Origin of the sequence: Chitinophaga sp. (assembly GCF_036569185.1) — a bacterium.
In the GTDB taxonomy this organism is placed as follows: Bacteria; Bacteroidota; Bacteroidia; order Chitinophagales; family Chitinophagaceae; genus Chitinophaga.
In genome coordinates, this window is sequence record NZ_DATCRD010000129.1 from 1 (window position 1) to 17402 (window position 17402).

General features: G+C 48.9%; 14 protein-coding genes. 9 read left to right on the forward strand and 5 right to left on the reverse strand.

The features are described from left to right. The 5 genes from VIM72_RS08955 to VIM72_RS08975 all read left to right on the forward strand — a co-directional run. Positions 1 to 881, forward strand: an 881-nt coding sequence (locus tag VIM72_RS08955) for a FecR family protein (RefSeq protein WP_332002496.1), incomplete at its 5' end; no start/stop codon positions are given. After that, a complete protein-coding gene (locus VIM72_RS08960; protein WP_332002497.1) occupies positions 823 to 2304 on the forward strand; it encodes a hypothetical protein in 1482 nt (493 codons plus the stop codon). The genes VIM72_RS08955 and VIM72_RS08960, both read left to right, overlap by 59 nt. A gap of 231 nt (positions 2305 to 2535) precedes the next feature. After that, on the forward strand, positions 2536 to 3051 hold the full coding sequence (locus tag VIM72_RS08965) for a class I SAM-dependent methyltransferase (protein WP_332002498.1): 516 nt from the start codon (positions 2536 to 2538) through the stop codon (positions 3049 to 3051). 171 nt (positions 3052 to 3222) lie between these two features. After that, the gene (locus tag VIM72_RS08970; RefSeq protein ID WP_332002499.1) at positions 3223 to 4461 is read left to right on the forward strand and encodes an amidohydrolase family protein; all 1239 of its coding nucleotides are present in this window, start codon (positions 3223 to 3225) and stop codon (positions 4459 to 4461) included. A 248-nt stretch (positions 4462 to 4709) separates the two neighbouring features. After that, positions 4710 to 6245, forward strand: a complete 1536-nt coding sequence (locus VIM72_RS08975; RefSeq protein ID WP_332002500.1) for a sulfatase — start codon at positions 4710 to 4712, stop codon at positions 6243 to 6245. A gap of 62 nt (positions 6246 to 6307) precedes the next feature. Here VIM72_RS08975 and ppsA read toward each other — a convergent pair whose 3' ends face one another. Then, the gene (gene ppsA / locus VIM72_RS08980) at positions 6308 to 8722 is read right to left on the reverse strand and encodes a phosphoenolpyruvate synthase (protein ID WP_332002501.1); all 2415 of its coding nucleotides are present in this window, start codon (positions 8720 to 8722) and stop codon (positions 6308 to 6310) included. 211 nt (positions 8723 to 8933) lie between these two features. On the opposite strand from ppsA, the gene VIM72_RS08985 reads away from it, so the two are divergent. Next, the gene (locus VIM72_RS08985) at positions 8934 to 9437 is read left to right on the forward strand and encodes an Lrp/AsnC family transcriptional regulator (protein ID WP_332002502.1); all 504 of its coding nucleotides are present in this window, start codon (positions 8934 to 8936) and stop codon (positions 9435 to 9437) included. 160 nt (positions 9438 to 9597) lie between these two features. Here VIM72_RS08985 and VIM72_RS08990 read toward each other — a convergent pair whose 3' ends face one another. Next, entirely contained in the window at positions 9598 to 11622 is a 2025-nt protein-coding gene (locus VIM72_RS08990) for a beta-L-arabinofuranosidase domain-containing protein (RefSeq protein ID WP_332002503.1), read from the reverse strand. Positions 11623 to 11758: 136 nt separating this feature from the next. On the opposite strand from VIM72_RS08990, the gene VIM72_RS08995 reads away from it, so the two are divergent. Continuing rightward, positions 11759 to 12541, forward strand: coding sequence for an alpha/beta hydrolase (locus VIM72_RS08995; protein WP_332002504.1), 783 nt, complete (start codon positions 11759 to 11761; stop codon positions 12539 to 12541). 1 nt (position 12542) lies between these two features. On the opposite strand, the gene VIM72_RS09000 is transcribed toward VIM72_RS08995, so the two are convergent. Beyond that, positions 12543 to 13277 (reverse strand): DNA-formamidopyrimidine glycosylase family protein, encoded by a 735-nt coding sequence (locus VIM72_RS09000; RefSeq protein ID WP_332002505.1) that lies wholly within the window; start codon positions 13275 to 13277, stop codon positions 12543 to 12545. A gap of 54 nt (positions 13278 to 13331) precedes the next feature. On the opposite strand from VIM72_RS09000, the gene VIM72_RS09005 reads away from it, so the two are divergent. Further along, entirely contained in the window at positions 13332 to 13937 is a 606-nt protein-coding gene (locus tag VIM72_RS09005) for an alpha-ketoglutarate-dependent dioxygenase AlkB (protein ID WP_332002506.1), read from the forward strand. Between the two features lie 94 nt (positions 13938 to 14031). After that, positions 14032 to 14877, forward strand: a complete 846-nt coding sequence (locus VIM72_RS09010; RefSeq protein WP_332002507.1) for a protease complex subunit PrcB family protein — start codon at positions 14032 to 14034, stop codon at positions 14875 to 14877. Positions 14878 to 14947: 70 nt separating this feature from the next. Here the strand turns inward: VIM72_RS09010 and VIM72_RS09015 are convergent, their stop codons facing one another. Together VIM72_RS09015 and VIM72_RS09020 are read right to left on the reverse strand one after the other, a co-directional pair. Beyond that, a complete protein-coding gene (locus tag VIM72_RS09015; RefSeq protein WP_332002508.1) occupies positions 14948 to 15796 on the reverse strand; it encodes an NAD(P)-dependent oxidoreductase in 849 nt (282 codons plus the stop codon). A 182-nt stretch (positions 15797 to 15978) separates the two neighbouring features. After that, positions 15979 to 17394 (reverse strand): alpha-L-fucosidase, encoded by a 1416-nt coding sequence (locus tag VIM72_RS09020; protein ID WP_332002509.1) that lies wholly within the window; start codon positions 17392 to 17394, stop codon positions 15979 to 15981. Between the last annotated feature and the right edge of the window lie 8 nt (positions 17395 to 17402).

Here is a 17402-nt window from a genome sequence, read left to right on the forward strand (position 1 = left end):
TAGACGATTGGGTAAGGCAGCACCCGGATCACCGCAGGTTATACGACGAAGCCGCCGCGGTGTGGGATAATGCCGCCGGTGCGCCGCGTTACCAGCTGCCTGATAAAACGGCACTGCTCCGTGAAATTAGAAAACAGGCAATAAAACAGCGGCCCCGGGTAACTGCCTGGCGCATGGCTGCTGCATTACTGTTGCTACTGGGGGCTGTTGCGCTTTATTTCGTACTGCGCCCACCCGGGCATAAAAGCGCTCCTTTGGTTATCCGGCAAACCACTACCGGCATTTACCGCGATACCCTGCCCGATCACTCGCTGGTGGTATTGAATAATCATTCTTCCATAAAATACCTGCCAGGCGAAACAAGGCAAATACAATTAACGGGCGAAGCCTGGTTTAATGTAACTTCTGATCCGCTAAAACCGTTTATAGTATCTGTGGGAGATCTCCGCATTGAAGTACTGGGCACCGCCTTTAATGTGCGACAGCTGCCCGGTGCTATTGAAATAGCGGTTAGCAGCGGTGCAGTAAAGGTGAGCAGGGGCGATACTGCCATTACCGTAAGGGCGGGGCAACAACTCAGCTATGATATCAGTACGCAGCGTTTCAGTATGGTAAACACTTTTAACCCTAATGAAACAGGATATGCTACAAGGGTCTTTAATTTTGAAAATGCTTCCCTGAAAGAGATTATTGCACAACTGGAAAAGGCATACGGAATTAAAGTAACACTTGAAAATGAACGTCTGGGAAACTGCACTATGAGCAGCGCTTTTGAGAATAAACCTATACAATACGTTTTTGAAGTGATTTCAATTACGTTAAATGTACAATGCAGATTTGAGAATGACCGGGTATATATCAGCGGGGCAGGATGTAACTAATCTGCTGTCGAAGTTTTTTATGATGGTGTGGCTCACCTTCATCACCACAATGGTTTCCGCGCAAACGGCGAAGGTAAATCTCCATAAAGAAGTGAACATTCCGGCTGCAGATATGCAGCTGGGTGAATTGTTGCATCTCGTGAGTAAACAGGCAGGTACCCGGTTTTCGGTGAACACCAGGAAGTTTCCCGGCGCCACGGTGATACATGTGAAGAAAGGCCGTCAGCCTTTATTACGGTTGCTTGCGGATCTTCGTGCATCTACCGGTATGGGGTACCGCGTGCTGGAAAGTCATATTATTTTTGTAGATGACCCGGCGCCTGTTGCTGCGAAAAGAACGTCTGCCACCGCAATGAAGCAGGCTAAAGTAATAGCGCCGGTCCGTATGCGGGCGCCCTCCGGGCATGCAGCCCCGTTGCTAATAAACAGGCTGTATACGCTGGGAAGTGATACTGGCTTTTTGAGAACACCATTGTTGATAGACGCTTTCCCTACATCAGGCGCCGGGAGAACGGATACCAGGCATCTGACGTTACCGGCAGGGCCTTCATTGATAAATGCTTCTTTTACATCAGATACGGGGAAAACAGATACCGGGTATCTGAGATTATTAACAGGATCTTCTTTCATAAACGCTTCTTCCCCATTGCGGGATACTGCATATGCCGGGTCACGGATCACAAAGCAGGACTCCGTTACCGGCGGCTCATCAGTAGCCCGCTTCGGACTACGTATATCCGGTAAGGTTAAAGACACCACAACGGCAAAGCCGCCAATCGTTTCCCGGCCCCGCAAGTCTTTCGCAGCAGATTTGCTGGAACGCCTGCGGTCAGCAGGTGGTTATACACCCGTGGCCGGTAGCACAAAGAACAGGGGGCCACTATTTTCATTTAAACCATATGCAGCTGCCGGCCTGTTGGCAGACGAATCATTTTATATAAACCCCACTATCCAGGCAGGACTGCCATTCCTTTATGCAATTGGCTCCTGGAGCACTAATTTCTCTTTTTCTATGTTACGGTATGGCGCAGGAACCTCAGTGCGTTTGTCAGACAACTGGCGCTTACACGCCCAGGCTACTACCGGCCGTATCGAAGCCGCAGGTTACGACTCTCTTGGCTTTATCCCCGTTACAGTGAAAGCGCAGTTGCATAAGCTATCCCTGGTAGCAGAAAAACAAATCGGCCATCACTGGCGGCTGCAGTTTGGCGCTGCATTGAACAACCTGCAAACAACCTATTACCGGCATGGTAAACAAGCTCCGTTGAACAAAGAAGAGAACGAAGCATTGGCCAATATAAAATATTTCAAACCACCTTATACTATCAGCAATAATTTCTCTCCCGGTGCAAGCCGTAGTAATAAATTGTGGATAGGTTTCCAGGCAGGCATTCTCTATCGTTTTAATTTTTATAAAGAATAAGGGTTTTTTCCAGGCTGCGTGTAACAATAATGCAACAGTACCATAGGTACTATATTTTTCATTTTGAGAAGGTATTAAGATGATTGCATTATTAAAAACAGCAGAGCGTACAAACAATACTTCCAGTATCAATAACTACGTTTACCAGCGTCATGTGTTTGCTTATAAAGCCGTTCCCTTATCTTATATTTCCGGTAAACAGGTGCTGGAACTGGGCTGTGCATTCTTCCAATGTTATCAGGTATCCCCAGCCATTCATTTGATACCGTGATCTGCTTCCAGGTAATTGAACATATCAGGAAAGACCATTTACTGCTGGAAGAAATTAAACGGGTGTTGAAACCGGGAGGCGCATTGCTGATGACGACCCCCAACAAATCAATGTCTCTTTCCCGTAACCCCTTTCATGTAAGAGAGTACCTGCCGAATGAAATGGAAACATTGATCCGTTCCCATTTTTCCACTTATACCATCCAGGGCGTTTCCGGTAATGAAAACATGATGGCATATTATGAAGAGAATAAGAAAAGCGTGGCCGCTTTTGCCCGGTATGATATCCTGAACCTGCAATACCGTATGCCTGCATTTTTACTACGGGCGCCGTATACCTTACTGAATAATATAAACCGCCTGTTCCTGTTACAGAAAATAGCAACGGTTACTGCTAATCTTACGCATCGCGACTTCTTCCTCAGCGAAGAGAACGCTGATTGCCTGGATTATTTTGTAACAGCGTTGAAAGAGTAGATGTGCTGTTCCCCCAACAATGCCCAACCAGGGGCGTTCCGGCTTTGGAGCGCCCTTTTTTAGTAAAGCGATCCATATTTTCTGCCACATATTTGAATACTTTTATAACATTTGTAACCGGCAAACAGCACAGAATAATTAAAATCGCAGCAACAAACCAATTATTATCAGATGAAAACATACCTGCTTTATTTATTAATGCTCCTTTCGGGATATGCCTACGCACAACTCCCCGCGCAGCAGGAGCTTGCATTGGTAGGGGCTACCATCTATACTGCTCCCGGGGCTGCACCCATCAAATCGGGAGTGGTTATTATCAGGAACGGTAAAATTGCATTGGCAGGCAATGATAAACAGGTAAAAGTACCTGCACAAATGAAAGTAATAGACTGTAAAGGCCTGGTGATGATGGCTGGGTTCTGGAATTGCCATGTACATTTTATTGAGCCCAAATGGGACCATGCAGATAAACAACCAGCAGCTCAGCTCAGCGGGCAAATGGACAGTATGATCAACAGCCGGGGTTTTACACATGTATTTGACCTGGCTGCGCTGAACTACCCCAACCTGCTGGCGCTTCGTGCCAGGGTGATGTCTGGCGAAGTAAGGGGCCCTGCTATTTTCACAGTAGGTGAGCCCTTTGTGCCTCCTCATGGGAATCCTTTCTATATCCGGCCGCTTTCCCTGCCGGAAATGAATACGCCGGAAGAAGCAGTGGCGCATGTTACCAAACAGATCAGGGCTGGCGCCGACGGAATCAAGATAATGTCTGCATCCCCAGATGGGCACGGGATCGTGCCAATGCCTATGAATATTATTAAGGCTGCCAGCAGTACTGCGCATAAATTTCATAAGCCGGTATTTGCACATCCCACAGCTGATACGGGATTGCATATTGCGCTCGATGGGGGAGTGGACATCCTTGCTCACGTGGCGCCGGATGGTTATCACAGCTGGACAAAAGCAGAAACGGACCAGCTGTTACAACATAAGGTGGCGCTTATCCCTACACTCAAGCTTTACAAATGGGAACTGGAAAGAAACCAAATACCGCTGACTAACCCGTTAATGACAACCGCGGTACAGCAACTGGGTGCATATGCAGGTGCAGGTGGTGAAATTTTATTTGGTACCGATGTGGGATACATTACGGACTATGATACCTCCGATGAATTCAGGCTGATGTCTGAAGCGGGAATGAGCTTTGAGCAGATACTCGCATCATTAACAACCGCTCCTGCCAAAAGATTTGGAATGGCGCAGCACAGCGGCCGTATCGCCAAAGGGATGAATGCGGATATTGTGCTGCTGAGAGCGGATCCACATACAGACATTCGTCATTTTGCCGAAGTGGCGTATACCATCCGCAATGGTAAAGTGATTTATGCGGCGCCGGGGTTGCAACATTAAATAACCGGAGTTGTGGCGGCACAACTCCGGTTATTTTAATTAAGGAGCGTCTTACCGATTTGCTGGCCTATATGGTGGAGCAACCTTCGCACATCGCTTACCGGGCTCCCATAGCGGAAGAGATCCGCTACCTGCAGGATTTTGTAACATTGCGTGCCTATCGGCGACGCCTATATGAAACAGTTTATGGAAGCGAATAATATGCCGAGGTAAACAGTGAACCGGCAGTCAACTTAAAAACAGATACAATGAAAAAACTATTCCTGTTAGCAGCTTTGTTAACCGGTATGCAAACGCCGGTGCAAAGCCAGGCAAAAAAAACTCCCAATATTATTTTTTTCCTGGTAGATGATATGGGATGGCAGGACACTTCCGTTCCGTTCTGGGACAGTATTACACCGGCCAACCAAAAGTTCCGGACACCCAATATGGAGCGATTATGCAAAGCCGGTACAAAATTTACCAATGCCTATGCCGCCTCTATCTGTACGCCATCGAGGGTGAGCTTCCTCACGGGGATGAACGTGGCGAGGCATCATGTAAGCAACTGGACGGCTTACAGAAACAAGGCAGTAGACGGGCAGGACAGCCTGCTGGAAATACCAGCCTGGAATGTAAACGGCATTTCCCCGGAGGCTTCGCAGGAAAGAAGCGTATATGCCACCCCGTTACCCCAGCTGCTGAAAGAGCATGGCTACTACACTATCCAGTGCGGGAAAGCGCATTTCGGCGCCTATCAAACCATCGGCGCGGATCCCCTAAACCTGGGCTTTGTAAAGAATATCGGCGGCAGCGCAGCCGGCAATCCTGCCTCTTACCTGGCAGAAGACGATTTTGGCCGGCGGCCGGACCGTTTTATACTACAGGCGGAAATTCCTGGTATGGAGAAATACCGTGGAAAACACTCCTTCCTCACCGCCGATCTTACACAGGAAGCCATGCTTGCCATGGACACCGCCCAATTAAAAAAACAGCCTTTCTTCCTTTATATGGCGCATTATGCAGTGCACCTGCCTTACAACGCGGACGACCGCTTTATTCAACGCTACCTCGATATGGGGCTTCCACAACCCGAGGCAGCGTATGCCGCGCTGGTGGAAGGAATGGATGAAAGCCTGGGGCAACTGATGGATTACCTTGATCAGCATCATCTTACAGAAAATACCATTATCGTGTTTATGTCGGACAACGGGGGATATTCCCATCCGCCACGACAGGGAGCGCCTAATACGCAAAATTACCCACTACGCGGCGGTAAAGGCTCCTTGTATGAGGGTGGGGTAAGGGAACCGATGATTATAAGCTGGAATGGTGTTACAAAGCCCGGTACGGTGAATAGCCAATATGTGATCATGGAAGATTTTTATCCGACTATCCTGGAATGGGCGGGTATACGGAAGTCCAGAACAGTGCAAACCGTGGATGGGCGCAGTATGGTGCCTTTCCTGAAACAACCGGGGTTACGTGATCAAACGCGCCCGCTGGTATGGAATTTCCCGAACGACTGGACAGGGGGACGGCTAGGCGAAGATAACAGCTGGCTCACAGCTATCCGCCAGGGGAAATGGAAGCTGATCTATTTTGAGAAACAGCAGCGGCTGGAGCTGTATAACCTGGAAGAGGATATCCATGAAGCTGTAAATGTAGCGGCGCGTTATCCCGTTAAAACAAGGGAGCTGGCCGGTTTACTTACCAAAGAATTGAAACAACGTGGAGCGCAACTACCGGTATATAAGGCCACAAAGAAAGCGGTACCATATCCCGGTGAATTGCCGCTGAAGTAGAAGGCGTGTACAAGAACCCCTGAAACCACGCATTACGCGCAGTTCCAGGGGATGCTCCTTTTCTAGTCTTCCGCCTCATGAATCGCCATCACCGTTTTTATGATTGCATCTGGTGTAACTGAAATACTATCTATGCCCTGCTCCACAAGGAATTTTGTGAAATCAGGAAAATCGGAAGGGCCCTGCCCGCAGATGCCCACTTTTACTTTCTGCTGCTTCGCCACTTTGATCAGGTGTGCAATCATCCGCTGCACCGCAGGGTTACGCTCGTTATAAAGATTGGCCACCAGGGAGGAATCCCTGTCGAGACCAAGTGTGAGCTGTGTCAGATCATTGGATCCTATCGAGAATCCGTCTATGTATGCAGAAAATTCTTCGGCCATCATAATATTGGAAGGCAGTTCAGCCATCAGGTATACTTCCAGCCCGTGCTGCCCGCGGCGCAACCCGAACTCTTCCATCGTTGCCAGTACCAGCTGCAGTTCTTCCACGGTGCGGCAGAAGGGGATCATGACCACTACGTTTTTCAATCCCATCGTTTCCCTTACTTTCAGCAGCGCTTTACATTCCAGTTCAAAAGCCGGTTTGTATTGAGGGGAATAGTAGCGGGAAGCGCCTCTCCAGCCAATCATCGGGTTTTCTTCCGTTGGCTCAAAGTGGTTACCGCCCAGTAAATTGAAGTATTCATTACTCTTGAAATCAGAGAAGCGCACAATTACTTTTTCGGGATAAAAGGCGGCGGCAATTTTTCCCACGCCATAAGCCAGCTTGTCGACGAAATATGCTGTTTCATTGGCATGCCCTTGTATGAGCTGTGCAATTTTTGCCGACAATTCCGGGTCGTTCAGTTCCCGGTGATGCAGCAATGCCAGCGGGTGCGCTTTGATATAGTTGTTGATGATGAACTCTTCGCGGGCAAGCCCTACGCCTTTATTGGGCAGGTGTGTAAACTGGAAGGCCATAGACGGGGAGCCTACATTCAGCATCAGCGGTGTGCGGATGGAAGGCAGCGCGCCCAGGTCCAGCTGGTTTTCCCGGAAGGGAAGGAGGCCGTCATATACAATACCATCGCTGCCTTCTGCGCAGCTAACAGTAATGTTTTGCCCGTCGTTTAGTTTTTCGGTGGCATCGCCGCAACCAACAATAGCAGGGATGCCCATTTCGCGGGCCACTATGGCGGCATGGCAGGTGCGCCCGCCTTTATTGGTCACAATAGCGGAGGCCATTTTCATGATCGGCTCCCAGTCCGGGTCCGTCATATCTGTTACCAGTACATCACCCGGCTTGAATTCACTACCGGTAATGAGCCGGTTATCGAGAGAGAAAAGGATGTTTACTTTACCGGCGGCTATTTTGTCTCCTACGGCAATTCCTTTGAGCAATTGCCGTGGCGGGGTGCCGTTATGCTCGATGGCATAGGTGGTCACCTTGCTGTGGTCCTTGCGGGAATGAATGGTTTCCGGTCTTGCCTGTACAATGAACAGGTCGTTGGTAAGCCCGTCTACCGCCCATTCAATATCCATAGGGCACCAGCGGCCTTTCTTTTCGGAGTAGTAACTTTCTATGCATCGTACCCAGGTGGCCAGCTGCATGATCTGCGCATCGTTCAAACAAAAATGCTGCTGCTGCTTTTTTTCTACCGGGATGATCTTTGTTCTTTCATCACTGCTTTCCCCGTACACCATTTTTTTATCTTTTACTCCCAGTTTTTTTTCGATGATGGGGGTATAACCCTGCTGCATACACGGTTTGAATACCATGAATTCATCAGGCGATACAGCGCCCTGCACCACCATTTCCCCTAATCCGAAAGAGCCATTGATCACCACCACTTCTTTAAAGCCCGATTCTGTATCGAGCGAGAAGGCCACGCCGGAGGCGCCAAGATCGGCACGTACCATTTTCTGCACGCATACGGATAAGCCTATACTAAAATGGTCGTACCCGAAATTCTGACGATAGCTGATGGCGCGGTCGGTAAACAGGGAGGCGAAGCAGTTCCTTACGGCATCAATCAGGGCGGCAGGTCCTCTTACGTTAAGGAAGGTTTCCTGCTGACCGGCAAAAGAGGCGTCAGGAAGATCTTCCGCGGTAGCAGACGACCGTACTGCCACATCGGTTTGTTCCTGCCCGTATTGCCGGGATAAAGCATAATATGCGGCAATGATCTCCTCGCTCAGTTCATGTGGGAACCGGGTGCTGCTGATAGCCTGTCTTATTTTCTGACCCGCCCTGCGCAGGGTGATGATGTCGTTAAAGTCGACTGTAGCTACCTGTTCTGCAATAAATTGTTCCAGGCCGCTTTGCTTCAGAAAATCATAGTATGCCCTGGTGGTAATGGCAAACCCGGAAGGAACAGCTACGCCTGCTTCCGACAAATTAGCGATCATCTCGCCCAATGAAGCGGATTTACCGCCCACTAAGGCAATAGCATCCATGCCCACCGCATGAAGCGGCAGTACAATACTTTCTCTCATGTAAAAATGAGTTTAATGAATAATAATGTGGAGGACGGTTGGTTGTCTTCCAAACGTGGTTTAGATTTCTATAACAGCAAGTTAGATGAAGCAGCAATGGAATGACGGTGACACAGATAAAAGCGAAAACAAAACTAAAAAAATGGCACATTGCCGACTTTTTTTCATTAAATCAGTAGTAGTATCGCTATTTTTGAAAAAAAAATCACCCATGAATTTCATACCTGACCAGATTGATATGTGTATAATGGACATATTGCAGGAAGACGCCAGGACCACCAATAAAGAGATTGCGGCCAGGTTAGGTAAGTCAGTTACTTCCATTTTTGAACGGGTGAAACGTTTGGAGGCAGAGGGGTATATTTTACGCTATATCGCTGTGCTTAATAAACACAAGCTGGGCAAAAACCTGGTGGCATGGACCAGTGTAACCCTTAAAGAGCATGGCCAGGACAGGCTTCCGGCGTTTGAACAAAAGATCAATACATTCCCGGAAGTAATGGAATGCTATAAAATGAACGGGCAGTTCGACTACCTGCTTAAAATACTGGTGGCAGACATGGAAGCCTATGAACTGTTTAATCTCACCAAACTATCCAGATTGGATAACATCTATAAGATCCGCAGCCTGTTTGTTTTAGCAGAAACCAAACAGGAAGTGGAGCTGAACCTCAAAACAGGGTTACCCATTAAACTGCAACAGAAAAATAAATAATTTTAAAAAGTGGAGATGATGGTGGTGGCAGTACCTGCGGCCATCCGGGAAATCCCCAGAATAACCGCAGGTAACTACCGCATCAAGTCCACCTTTTGTGCATGCGCCAGGTATGCGCTAAGCTATGACCAGCCGGCTTCTCCGCCATTTTCAGGCATTATCACTGTCCGTTCACTACCGGGAACTGGGAAATGCGCAATTGAGTGCATCCAAAAGGCACTAACGTGATCTCTTCCTCTTCACCTGTTTCCATGCCATAGGCGATACTATACGGAATAGGACCGGTCATTTCATTGTATAATTTCCAGGAAGGGATCCTTTTTGCTGTTGTTTTCAGGGAGATGGGGGCCTGCCCCGGGGTCCACGGCCAGGCGCTCTGGCGGCCGCTTTTCTCTACGCGGAAACGTGCTTCCAGTTTATCGTCCGGCGTGGCTATCAGTGCATAATTCCATGGGGTAGTGGGGCGTACTTCCCGGTAGCTGTCGCCATAGTCCAAAGCGTCTTTATCATTCTTTACGGTAGTTACTTCTTCTCCAATCTTCAGCGCGTAAGTCACCGGACCGCGTTCAACTGATAAAGAATTTTCAAACCAGTGTTCCTGGTAGATGTGCATCGGCAACGCCAGCTCCATCACATCGCCCTGTTGCCAGGTCCTTTCCACTTTCACTACCTGGTTACCGGTTGCTTCCTGCCATACTTTCCCGTTGATCTTTATGGTAGCCTGTTTGCACCAGGCAGGGATGCGCAGGTGGAAAGGAAAGCTCACTTTTTTTGGAGTGCTGATGTGAAAGGTAACCCCTTCTTCAAACGGGTAATTAGTGATTTCCTTTACAGTAACCGGGGTTTGTCCTGCTACATATATTTTCACTTCGCTGGGTGCATACAGCAGTGCAGCCACGCCGCTATCGGCGGTAGCGTACCAGAGGTTCTGTGCAAATTTAGGCCATCCCTGGTGCATATTGGAGGTGCAGCATGCGTAGCCGGACAGCAACCCGTAGCAAAGATCCGTACCGCTGTGGTTCACATCAAAGTTGCGGATATGCCGTGTAGCCATCACCTGGTTGGACTGCTGGAAATACTGCCGGGTCATAAAGTCTTCCGTGATCTGTGAAGGCAGCACATTAAAAGCGATCTTCTCCAGCTGATCAGCATACCGCACATCGCCGCTTATTTCCAGGATGCTTTCCAGCGAAAACATCATTTCCACCGCCGAACATAACTCTGATCCCTGTGTCGGATTGTTGCCGTGCAGGGCTTCATCTCCGCCATAAAGACCGTTTGCCATCCCGTTAAATGTACGGAGATCATCGAATCCCTTGGCAGTGGCTTTACGGTATATGGAATCGGGATGCTGCTGAAAATAGATCATGGGCTCCTTTATTCCCTGTGCCAGGTTTACGCCATGAATGCTTCCTGTTGTTGACAGCAGGCTGGTATACATAAACGCATTGGTATAGTCGAAGGTCTGTTTGTGGATCAGCTCTGCAAGATCCAGCAGGAACGCATCCCCGGTAATATTATACAACCAGTACACTACCGCCAGGTTATCGCCTGCGCGGTATTTTGCCCAGAAGGTCCAGTGGTCCAGCGGTTTCTGTGGCAACTCTTTCAGCTGGTAGCGGAAATAGTTCGTCATCAGTTGAATGATCCGGGGATCAGCTGTGGCGTCGTAGTATTGTTTCAATACTTTCAGCATCACCATTTTGGGCCACCAGTCATGGCTGTTGTCCCGCTGTATGCCCGCTTCATATGGATAGTCTTTGGCTGGCCCGAAGTAACCATCGGGTTGCTGGCTTTTAATGGACCATTCCACCCAGGGTTTTACTTTCGCGATCAATGCCTCGTCTTTCAGCAGGTAAGCCAATGGCAGTAACCCATCAATCCAGTAAGGACCGCGTTCCCACTGGTCCCCATCGCCGCCCAGCCATCCGTTCCGCTGGTTCATCACCAGCGGGTAGAGTTTATCCAGCTGGCCGGTAGCGCCGTTCTTTTGCTGTACCAGCACCGTGCGCAGCCATCCCTGGGGAGTAATGGCGCCCAGGGGCAGCATGGTATAAGGTTTGGTATGAAGCGGTGCACGGTTGTTATAGTAATGCGGTACAGGTGCCGCATTTTTCTTTCCCTGTGCGGTGGCATGTAAGGTGAGCCCCAGCAATATGGCGGAAGCAATCGCAAAATGTTTCATAAATGATTTCTAACGTAGCAAAATGAAGGTCCAATATACCTTGTTTTTCTCCCCGTAGTTATCGCCATTGACTCATTCTTTCTTTTAAATGTATCATATATTTCCTTATGTTTGGAGGAAAAAGATGCGGCATTTATTGGCAGTCCTGTTAACCGTAGTGATAGGAATCAACACATCTACAGCACAAACCACTCCTTTTGTTTTAGGCGAAACACAGCAGTTTTCTTCCTCCATACTGAATGAAACCCGTACCCTGAATGTATACCTGCCTGATGGATATGCGCCAGCCGGGAACACCCGCTATCCCGTGATATACCTGCTGGATGGCTCGGCGAATGAAGACTTTATCCATATTGCCGGTATCGTGCAGTTCCTCACTATGATCAAACAGTTGCCGCCCAGTATCCTGGTTGGTATTGCCAATGTAGACCGGAAGCGCGACTTTACCTTCCCCACCACCGTGAAAAAAGATAAAGCCGATTTTCCTACTACCGGTGGTTCGGAAAACTTTATCCGCTTCCTGGATAAAGAGCTGAAACCCTATGTACAACAGCATTTCCGCACCAACGATACCAGTACCCTCATCGGGCAATCGTTAGGCGGATTGCTGGCTTCCGAAATAGTGCTTAAGCATCCGGCCATGTTCAACAACTACGTAATTGTTAGTCCCAGTCTCTGGTGGGACCAGGAATCTTTACTGAAGCAGGCAGGGAAATTACCGGAGGGACAAGCCAGTGTATTCGTTGCCGTAGGAAAGGAGGGAAAGATGATGGAAGAACCGGCGCAACAGCTGAGTGGGTTGCTGAAAGGCAGGTCCGGTATGCGTGTTAATTTTGCGCCGTTGCCGGAAGAAACACATCTTACCATTTTGCATAACGCAGCATACAAGGCATTGCAGTGGCTAAACGGAGTGAAGTAACCTATGTATAAATGATCTGGCAGTTGTTACAAAAGAAACTTCGCCGGTTCGTTTTCCCAAGATAGGCTTTAATAAGCGGGATGTTACAACGCGGGCATATTTTTTTCGTATGTGCGAGCCAGTGCTTTTTCAGTACAAATGCTTTCTTCCATTCCAGGAAGTCGTAGCTGTATTGTACGGCCTCCCGTACCAGTTCTTTCCGTTTTTTCAGCGGCAACTTTCCCACCAGGCTTTGCGGGTGTACGCGTATACGGAACAGCACTTCGTTCTTAATAATATTTCCTACACCGGCAAAAATATCCTGGTTCAGCAGGGCATCGCAAACCAATGCATCCGGGATCTTTTTGAGTTTGGCCATTGCTTTTGAGGCGTCCCAGTTTTCATTCAATACATCGGCGCTCCAATCGTACACTTCATCCAGGGGCTCTTCTATGATCCTTATGGATGAAGTGTAGAAGTTTATTTCCCCGGTATCAAATTCCAGTTGCAAACGGGCGGGCATGTCTTTGACTTCATTGATCCGGTAGGTGCCAAACATCAGGAAGTGGATGCGCACGGTGAAGCCCGGGAAGCAGATCAGGAAATGTTTGCCCCAGCTTTTAAAAGCAAGTACTTTTTTTCCTGTTATCCGGCTGAAATCAATTGTTTTTGAATTGCCCGAGGCGCGGATCACCTTCTTCCCGGCAAAGCGGGCCACTTCTTCTTTCAGTATTACTATCGACGGTCCTTCTGGCATAAAATTGATGTAAATTTATCTATAGGTAACCTCACTAAATTATGTGCCGTATATATGTCGCAGTTAAGTTTTTTTGATGACAACGAAAGCCTGCGTTTCCCGGAGAACCTCCTGGAATACTATCCCCATTTCCTGGAGGCAGGCCCCGCGCTGGCATTAATGAATGAACTGATTGCCACGGCGCCCTGGAAGCAAACTACACTTACCATCAAAGACAAAGTACTGCTCACCCCAAGGCTCACGGCCTGGTTTGGGGATGCAACAGGAAGTTACCGTCTGTCCGAAAAGCAGCTCAATCCTCACCCGTGGACGCCTGCGCTGAGTGCGTTAAGGGAAAAGGTGGAAGCTTTTACCCACATGAATTTCAACAGCGTATTGCTGAATTACTACCGTGATGGAAACGACTCGGTGGCCTGGCACAGTGATAATGAAAGGGAGTTGGGGCAACATCCCAATATCGCCTCCCTGAGCCTGGGGCAGGCGAGGAGCTTTGATTTCAGGAATAAAAAAGATCATCAGCAGAAGTATTCCCTCCGCTTAGGCAACGGCTCCTTACTGATCATGAAAGGGGATCTGCAGCATCACTGGGAGCATCGCATTCCCAAATCGGCCAGGCCCCTGCAACCAAGGATCAATCTTACTTTCCGGATCATTTATTAGGCGCTGTTATTACACAGTTGAGGAATAATGTCACACCCGCTCATGTCATCTTATTACAAATCCTTACTTTCGCAGCACGTTAAACACCTGTTTTATGAAACTATATACGGCAGTAGCATTACCGTTATTCCTTCTGACCCTGCATCCCATGGAGGTGCACAGCAGCAGTAAAGCTGGACTGGAAATAACGGCCCCAAAGCCAAAACCAAGGATCTCTTTTGGTAATGGCATTGATCTCATTGTAAAAGGCCTTGGGCTGAATATCGACAATGTCCGTTTTATCAAAGCCCCTAAAGCCACCGATTATTTTAAAAAAGCCAATGATAAAGCCCCGTATGCGCCTTCCCTGATTATTGCGGCACTTAACGGGGTGGAATCGCTGCGCGATGTGAACCCGGAATCGCCGGCCACCAGGGAGCAGTTTGCCATTGCTTTGTATGAGGCTATCCAATCCACAGGCCAGTATCCTGTGAATATGATGTTCATCAACATTAAAGATGAAAGCTCATTTGTAAGCGGTGGAATGAATGCGGTACAAACATTGATCAAGTTTAAGGTGGTAGACCTGGAAAACGGCAACTATCGCCCAAAATCCTATATCACGAAAGCGGAAGCTGCGAGAATGGTGGAGAAGGCAACTGCATTTATACAGGCGCATAAAAGCGCTGCGGCGGAACACAGTGGAAAAGGGCCGGTGAGCTTTGCTTCTACGCCAGTGAATGATAAGGTAAACAGCATTGTTATTACAGCAGAAAACCAGCCTACTTCCGGTTATACGCTTAAAGTAACCCGTATTGTTTTCACGGAAGCTAATGAAGCGGAGATCCATTATAAGCTTACTCCGCCGCCTTCCGGCAGTATGAACCTGCAGGTGATCACGTCGCCAACGGCGGAAACGTATGTGCCTGCCGGTTATACGGTGGTATTGAAGGAAGACTGATAACAGATCATAAAAAGAAGCGGGCGTACTATTTGGTGCGCCCGCTTCTTTTTTATCATTAATTTTTAACTCAGATGCTATCCTTGCCTATCACGGTCCAGTCTTCATTGCCATGCCCCTTTTCAATCCAACGGTCCATTTCCGCGGCGATAGCCGGTAATACGGCAAGAGGAACATTACTTTTATTCGCTGCATCTATAAACAGCTGTGTGTCTTTCCTTGCCATGCTCAGCTCCCAGGATGGATTGCTGTAATTGCCGGAAGTCATGCGTTGTAAACGGGCCGGTAAGGCGCCACCGGGGTTCCATGAGCTGAACAGGGCGCTTACATCGCTCAGCGGGATCTCCAGGGCTTTGGTAAGCGACAGGGTATCTGCCAGTGCGGCGGTAAGCCCTACCAGGAAGCTGTTCCCGATGAGCTTCATGCCTGCCGCCTTACCGGTAACATCACCAAAGTTGATCACCTGCCCGGTCATTTTTGAGAGAGCGGGCTCCCAGGTACTGATCACTGCCTGATCGCCGGAAACCAGCATATAGCCGGTGCTGTCCAGCGCATTTGCAGGCCCCATGAACACAGGCGCATGCAGGTAGGTAAAACCCCGTTCTTTCCATTCTTTCGTTCTGGCCACGGCGCCATCGGCGGAGGTGGTGGTGTGATCAATGATCACTGCGCCTGGTGTGAGCCCGGCTGCGGCTGCCGCCAGTACTTCATTTACCGTATGATCGTCTTTTAAAGTGAGATGAATATGGCTGGCGCCTTTAACAGCGGAGGCGGCATCAGCGAATGCCTTAGCGCCGTATGCCTCCAGGGCTGCGGCTTTTGAAGCAGTACGGTTCCAAACCTGTACCTGTTCGCCCTTACTGATCAATGCCCTTACGAAATTTGACCCCAGGAGGCCCATGCCTAAGAATGCTATCATAACCTTTTTTTTCCGAAGATAGGAAAAAGTTAAGCAGTGGCTGTTGGCTGTATGGACAACAAGAGATAGCAACAGTGCAGCTGTTACTATCTCTCCAAAAAAATCCAACCTTACTATCTCCCAAAAAAATCCAAAAAATAAATCAGCAAAATCAGCGTAATCCTGAGTCAGACAAAATCCGCTCAGGTCCGCGCTTTCTCGAAACTTCCGTTCTCTGCACCGGTACTGGTTTGCAGCAGTATAACGAATGGCGCTGTGCGCGGCGCATTTCCCACCTGGATAAAGTATTCATTCTTCCCGATCATCTCAGGCGTAATTTCAGCTGAAGGTTGCGCCAGCGGAGAGGCTTTCAGCAGCGTAGTGTGGGGCGGCAGTTTCACCCGCAGGTTACCGGATACCGGCACATTGCATACCACCATGAAAACGCTGTCTGTACCCGCTTTGCGGATATAGTATCCCCAGTCCTGTTTATCAAAACCTGCATAGCCGCCACCATAGATGGCATTGCCGTTTATCTTCATCCAACTGCCTGTTTCCTGCATGCGTTGTATTTCTTCGCTGCGGAACGTGCCATCGGGTTTGGGGCCAAAGTTGATCACGAAGTTACCGCCAAGAGAGGTGGATCTGGCCAGCATTTCAATCAGTTCGTTCGATGATTTGATATGACCTGCCCATTTAGCGCAGTATCCCCACTGGTTTTCGGGGATGGTCATTACGCCTTCCCAGTCGTTCCCATGTACATCTGCATATTTCTCCGGCAGCTTACGTTCCCAGCCTTGTTCATAGTCGCCCATCAGGTGGTTGTTGGAATCAAAATGCCGGGCGCCTTTTTCATCGGCGCGTAAGCGGCTGCCGATGATGAGCCCGGGGTGGAGTTGTTGCAGGTATTGTTCCAGTTCATCGGAGAAGGCGCCATCGTTTTTCCAGGAATCGTCCCAGGTGCCATCAAACCAGAAACCTTTTACGGTAGGGTACCGGGTCAGCAATTCCTGTAGCTGGTTCTTTACAAAAATTTTGAACCGCCCGTAGGCAACGCTGTCGGCAGGTGTTTTAAGCGAGGTGCGCCAGTCGGGATGATTCCAGTCGATGATAGAAAAGTACAGGTATACATCAATGCCTTCCTTATTATAGGCATCTACCATTGGCCCGATGATATCTTTCCTATAAGGAGAGGACGCAATGGTGTAGCGGGTGTACTTGCTGGGCCACAGGCAGAATCCATCATGGTGTTTGGTGGTGATGATCATATACTTTGCGCCCATTCCCTTTGCGTATTGCGCCCATTGTTCCGGGTTATAGTTCACCGGGTTAAATTGTTTGTAGAGGTTATCGTAATCGGCATGCGGCATTTCTTTCCAGGAGCGGATCCACTCTGCTGCGCCATTATATGTTTTTCCCTTCCATTCACCGCCGGTGATGGCATATACTCCCCAGTGGATGAACTGGCCCAGGCGCAGGGTACGCCACCGGGCCATATCGGCATCAGTTCTGTTGCCGCTGCGGTGTGCGCCGTGTTGGAGTGCGATGGTGTCTTTTTCCTGGGCGCTGCTATAGAGTTGAGCGATGAGCAGTGCGACCGCTATGCAATACTTTTTCATTGTTTCGT

What these genes read in the sequence shown, in the direction of transcription:
- VIM72_RS08960 (WP_332002497.1), top strand. Translation starts at nt 823, where the DNA reads ATGTACAATGCAGATTTGAGAATGACCGGGTATATATCAGCGGGGCAG.
- VIM72_RS08965 (WP_332002498.1), top strand. Translation starts at nt 2,536, where the DNA reads ATGTTATCAGGTATCCCCAGCCATTCATTTGATACCGTGATCTGCTTC.
- VIM72_RS08970 (WP_332002499.1), top strand. Translation starts at nt 3,223, where the DNA reads ATGAAAACATACCTGCTTTATTTATTAATGCTCCTTTCGGGATATGCC.
- VIM72_RS08975 (WP_332002500.1), top strand. Translation starts at nt 4,710, where the DNA reads ATGAAAAAACTATTCCTGTTAGCAGCTTTGTTAACCGGTATGCAAACG.
- ppsA (WP_332002501.1), bottom strand. Translation starts at nt 8,722, where the DNA reads ATGAGAGAAAGTATTGTACTGCCGCTTCATGCGGTGGGCATGGATGCT.
- VIM72_RS08985 (WP_332002502.1), top strand. Translation starts at nt 8,934, where the DNA reads ATGAATTTCATACCTGACCAGATTGATATGTGTATAATGGACATATTG.
- VIM72_RS08990 (WP_332002503.1), bottom strand. Translation starts at nt 11,622, where the DNA reads ATGAAACATTTTGCGATTGCTTCCGCCATATTGCTGGGGCTCACCTTA.
- VIM72_RS09000 (WP_332002505.1), bottom strand. Translation starts at nt 13,277, where the DNA reads ATGCCAGAAGGACCGTCGATAGTAATACTGAAAGAAGAAGTGGCCCGC.
- VIM72_RS09005 (WP_332002506.1), top strand. Translation starts at nt 13,332, where the DNA reads ATGTCGCAGTTAAGTTTTTTTGATGACAACGAAAGCCTGCGTTTCCCG.
- VIM72_RS09010 (WP_332002507.1), top strand. Translation starts at nt 14,032, where the DNA reads ATGAAACTATATACGGCAGTAGCATTACCGTTATTCCTTCTGACCCTG.
- VIM72_RS09015 (WP_332002508.1), bottom strand. Translation starts at nt 15,796, where the DNA reads ATGATAGCATTCTTAGGCATGGGCCTCCTGGGGTCAAATTTCGTAAGG.
- VIM72_RS09020 (WP_332002509.1), bottom strand. Translation starts at nt 17,394, where the DNA reads ATGAAAAAGTATTGCATAGCGGTCGCACTGCTCATCGCTCAACTCTAT.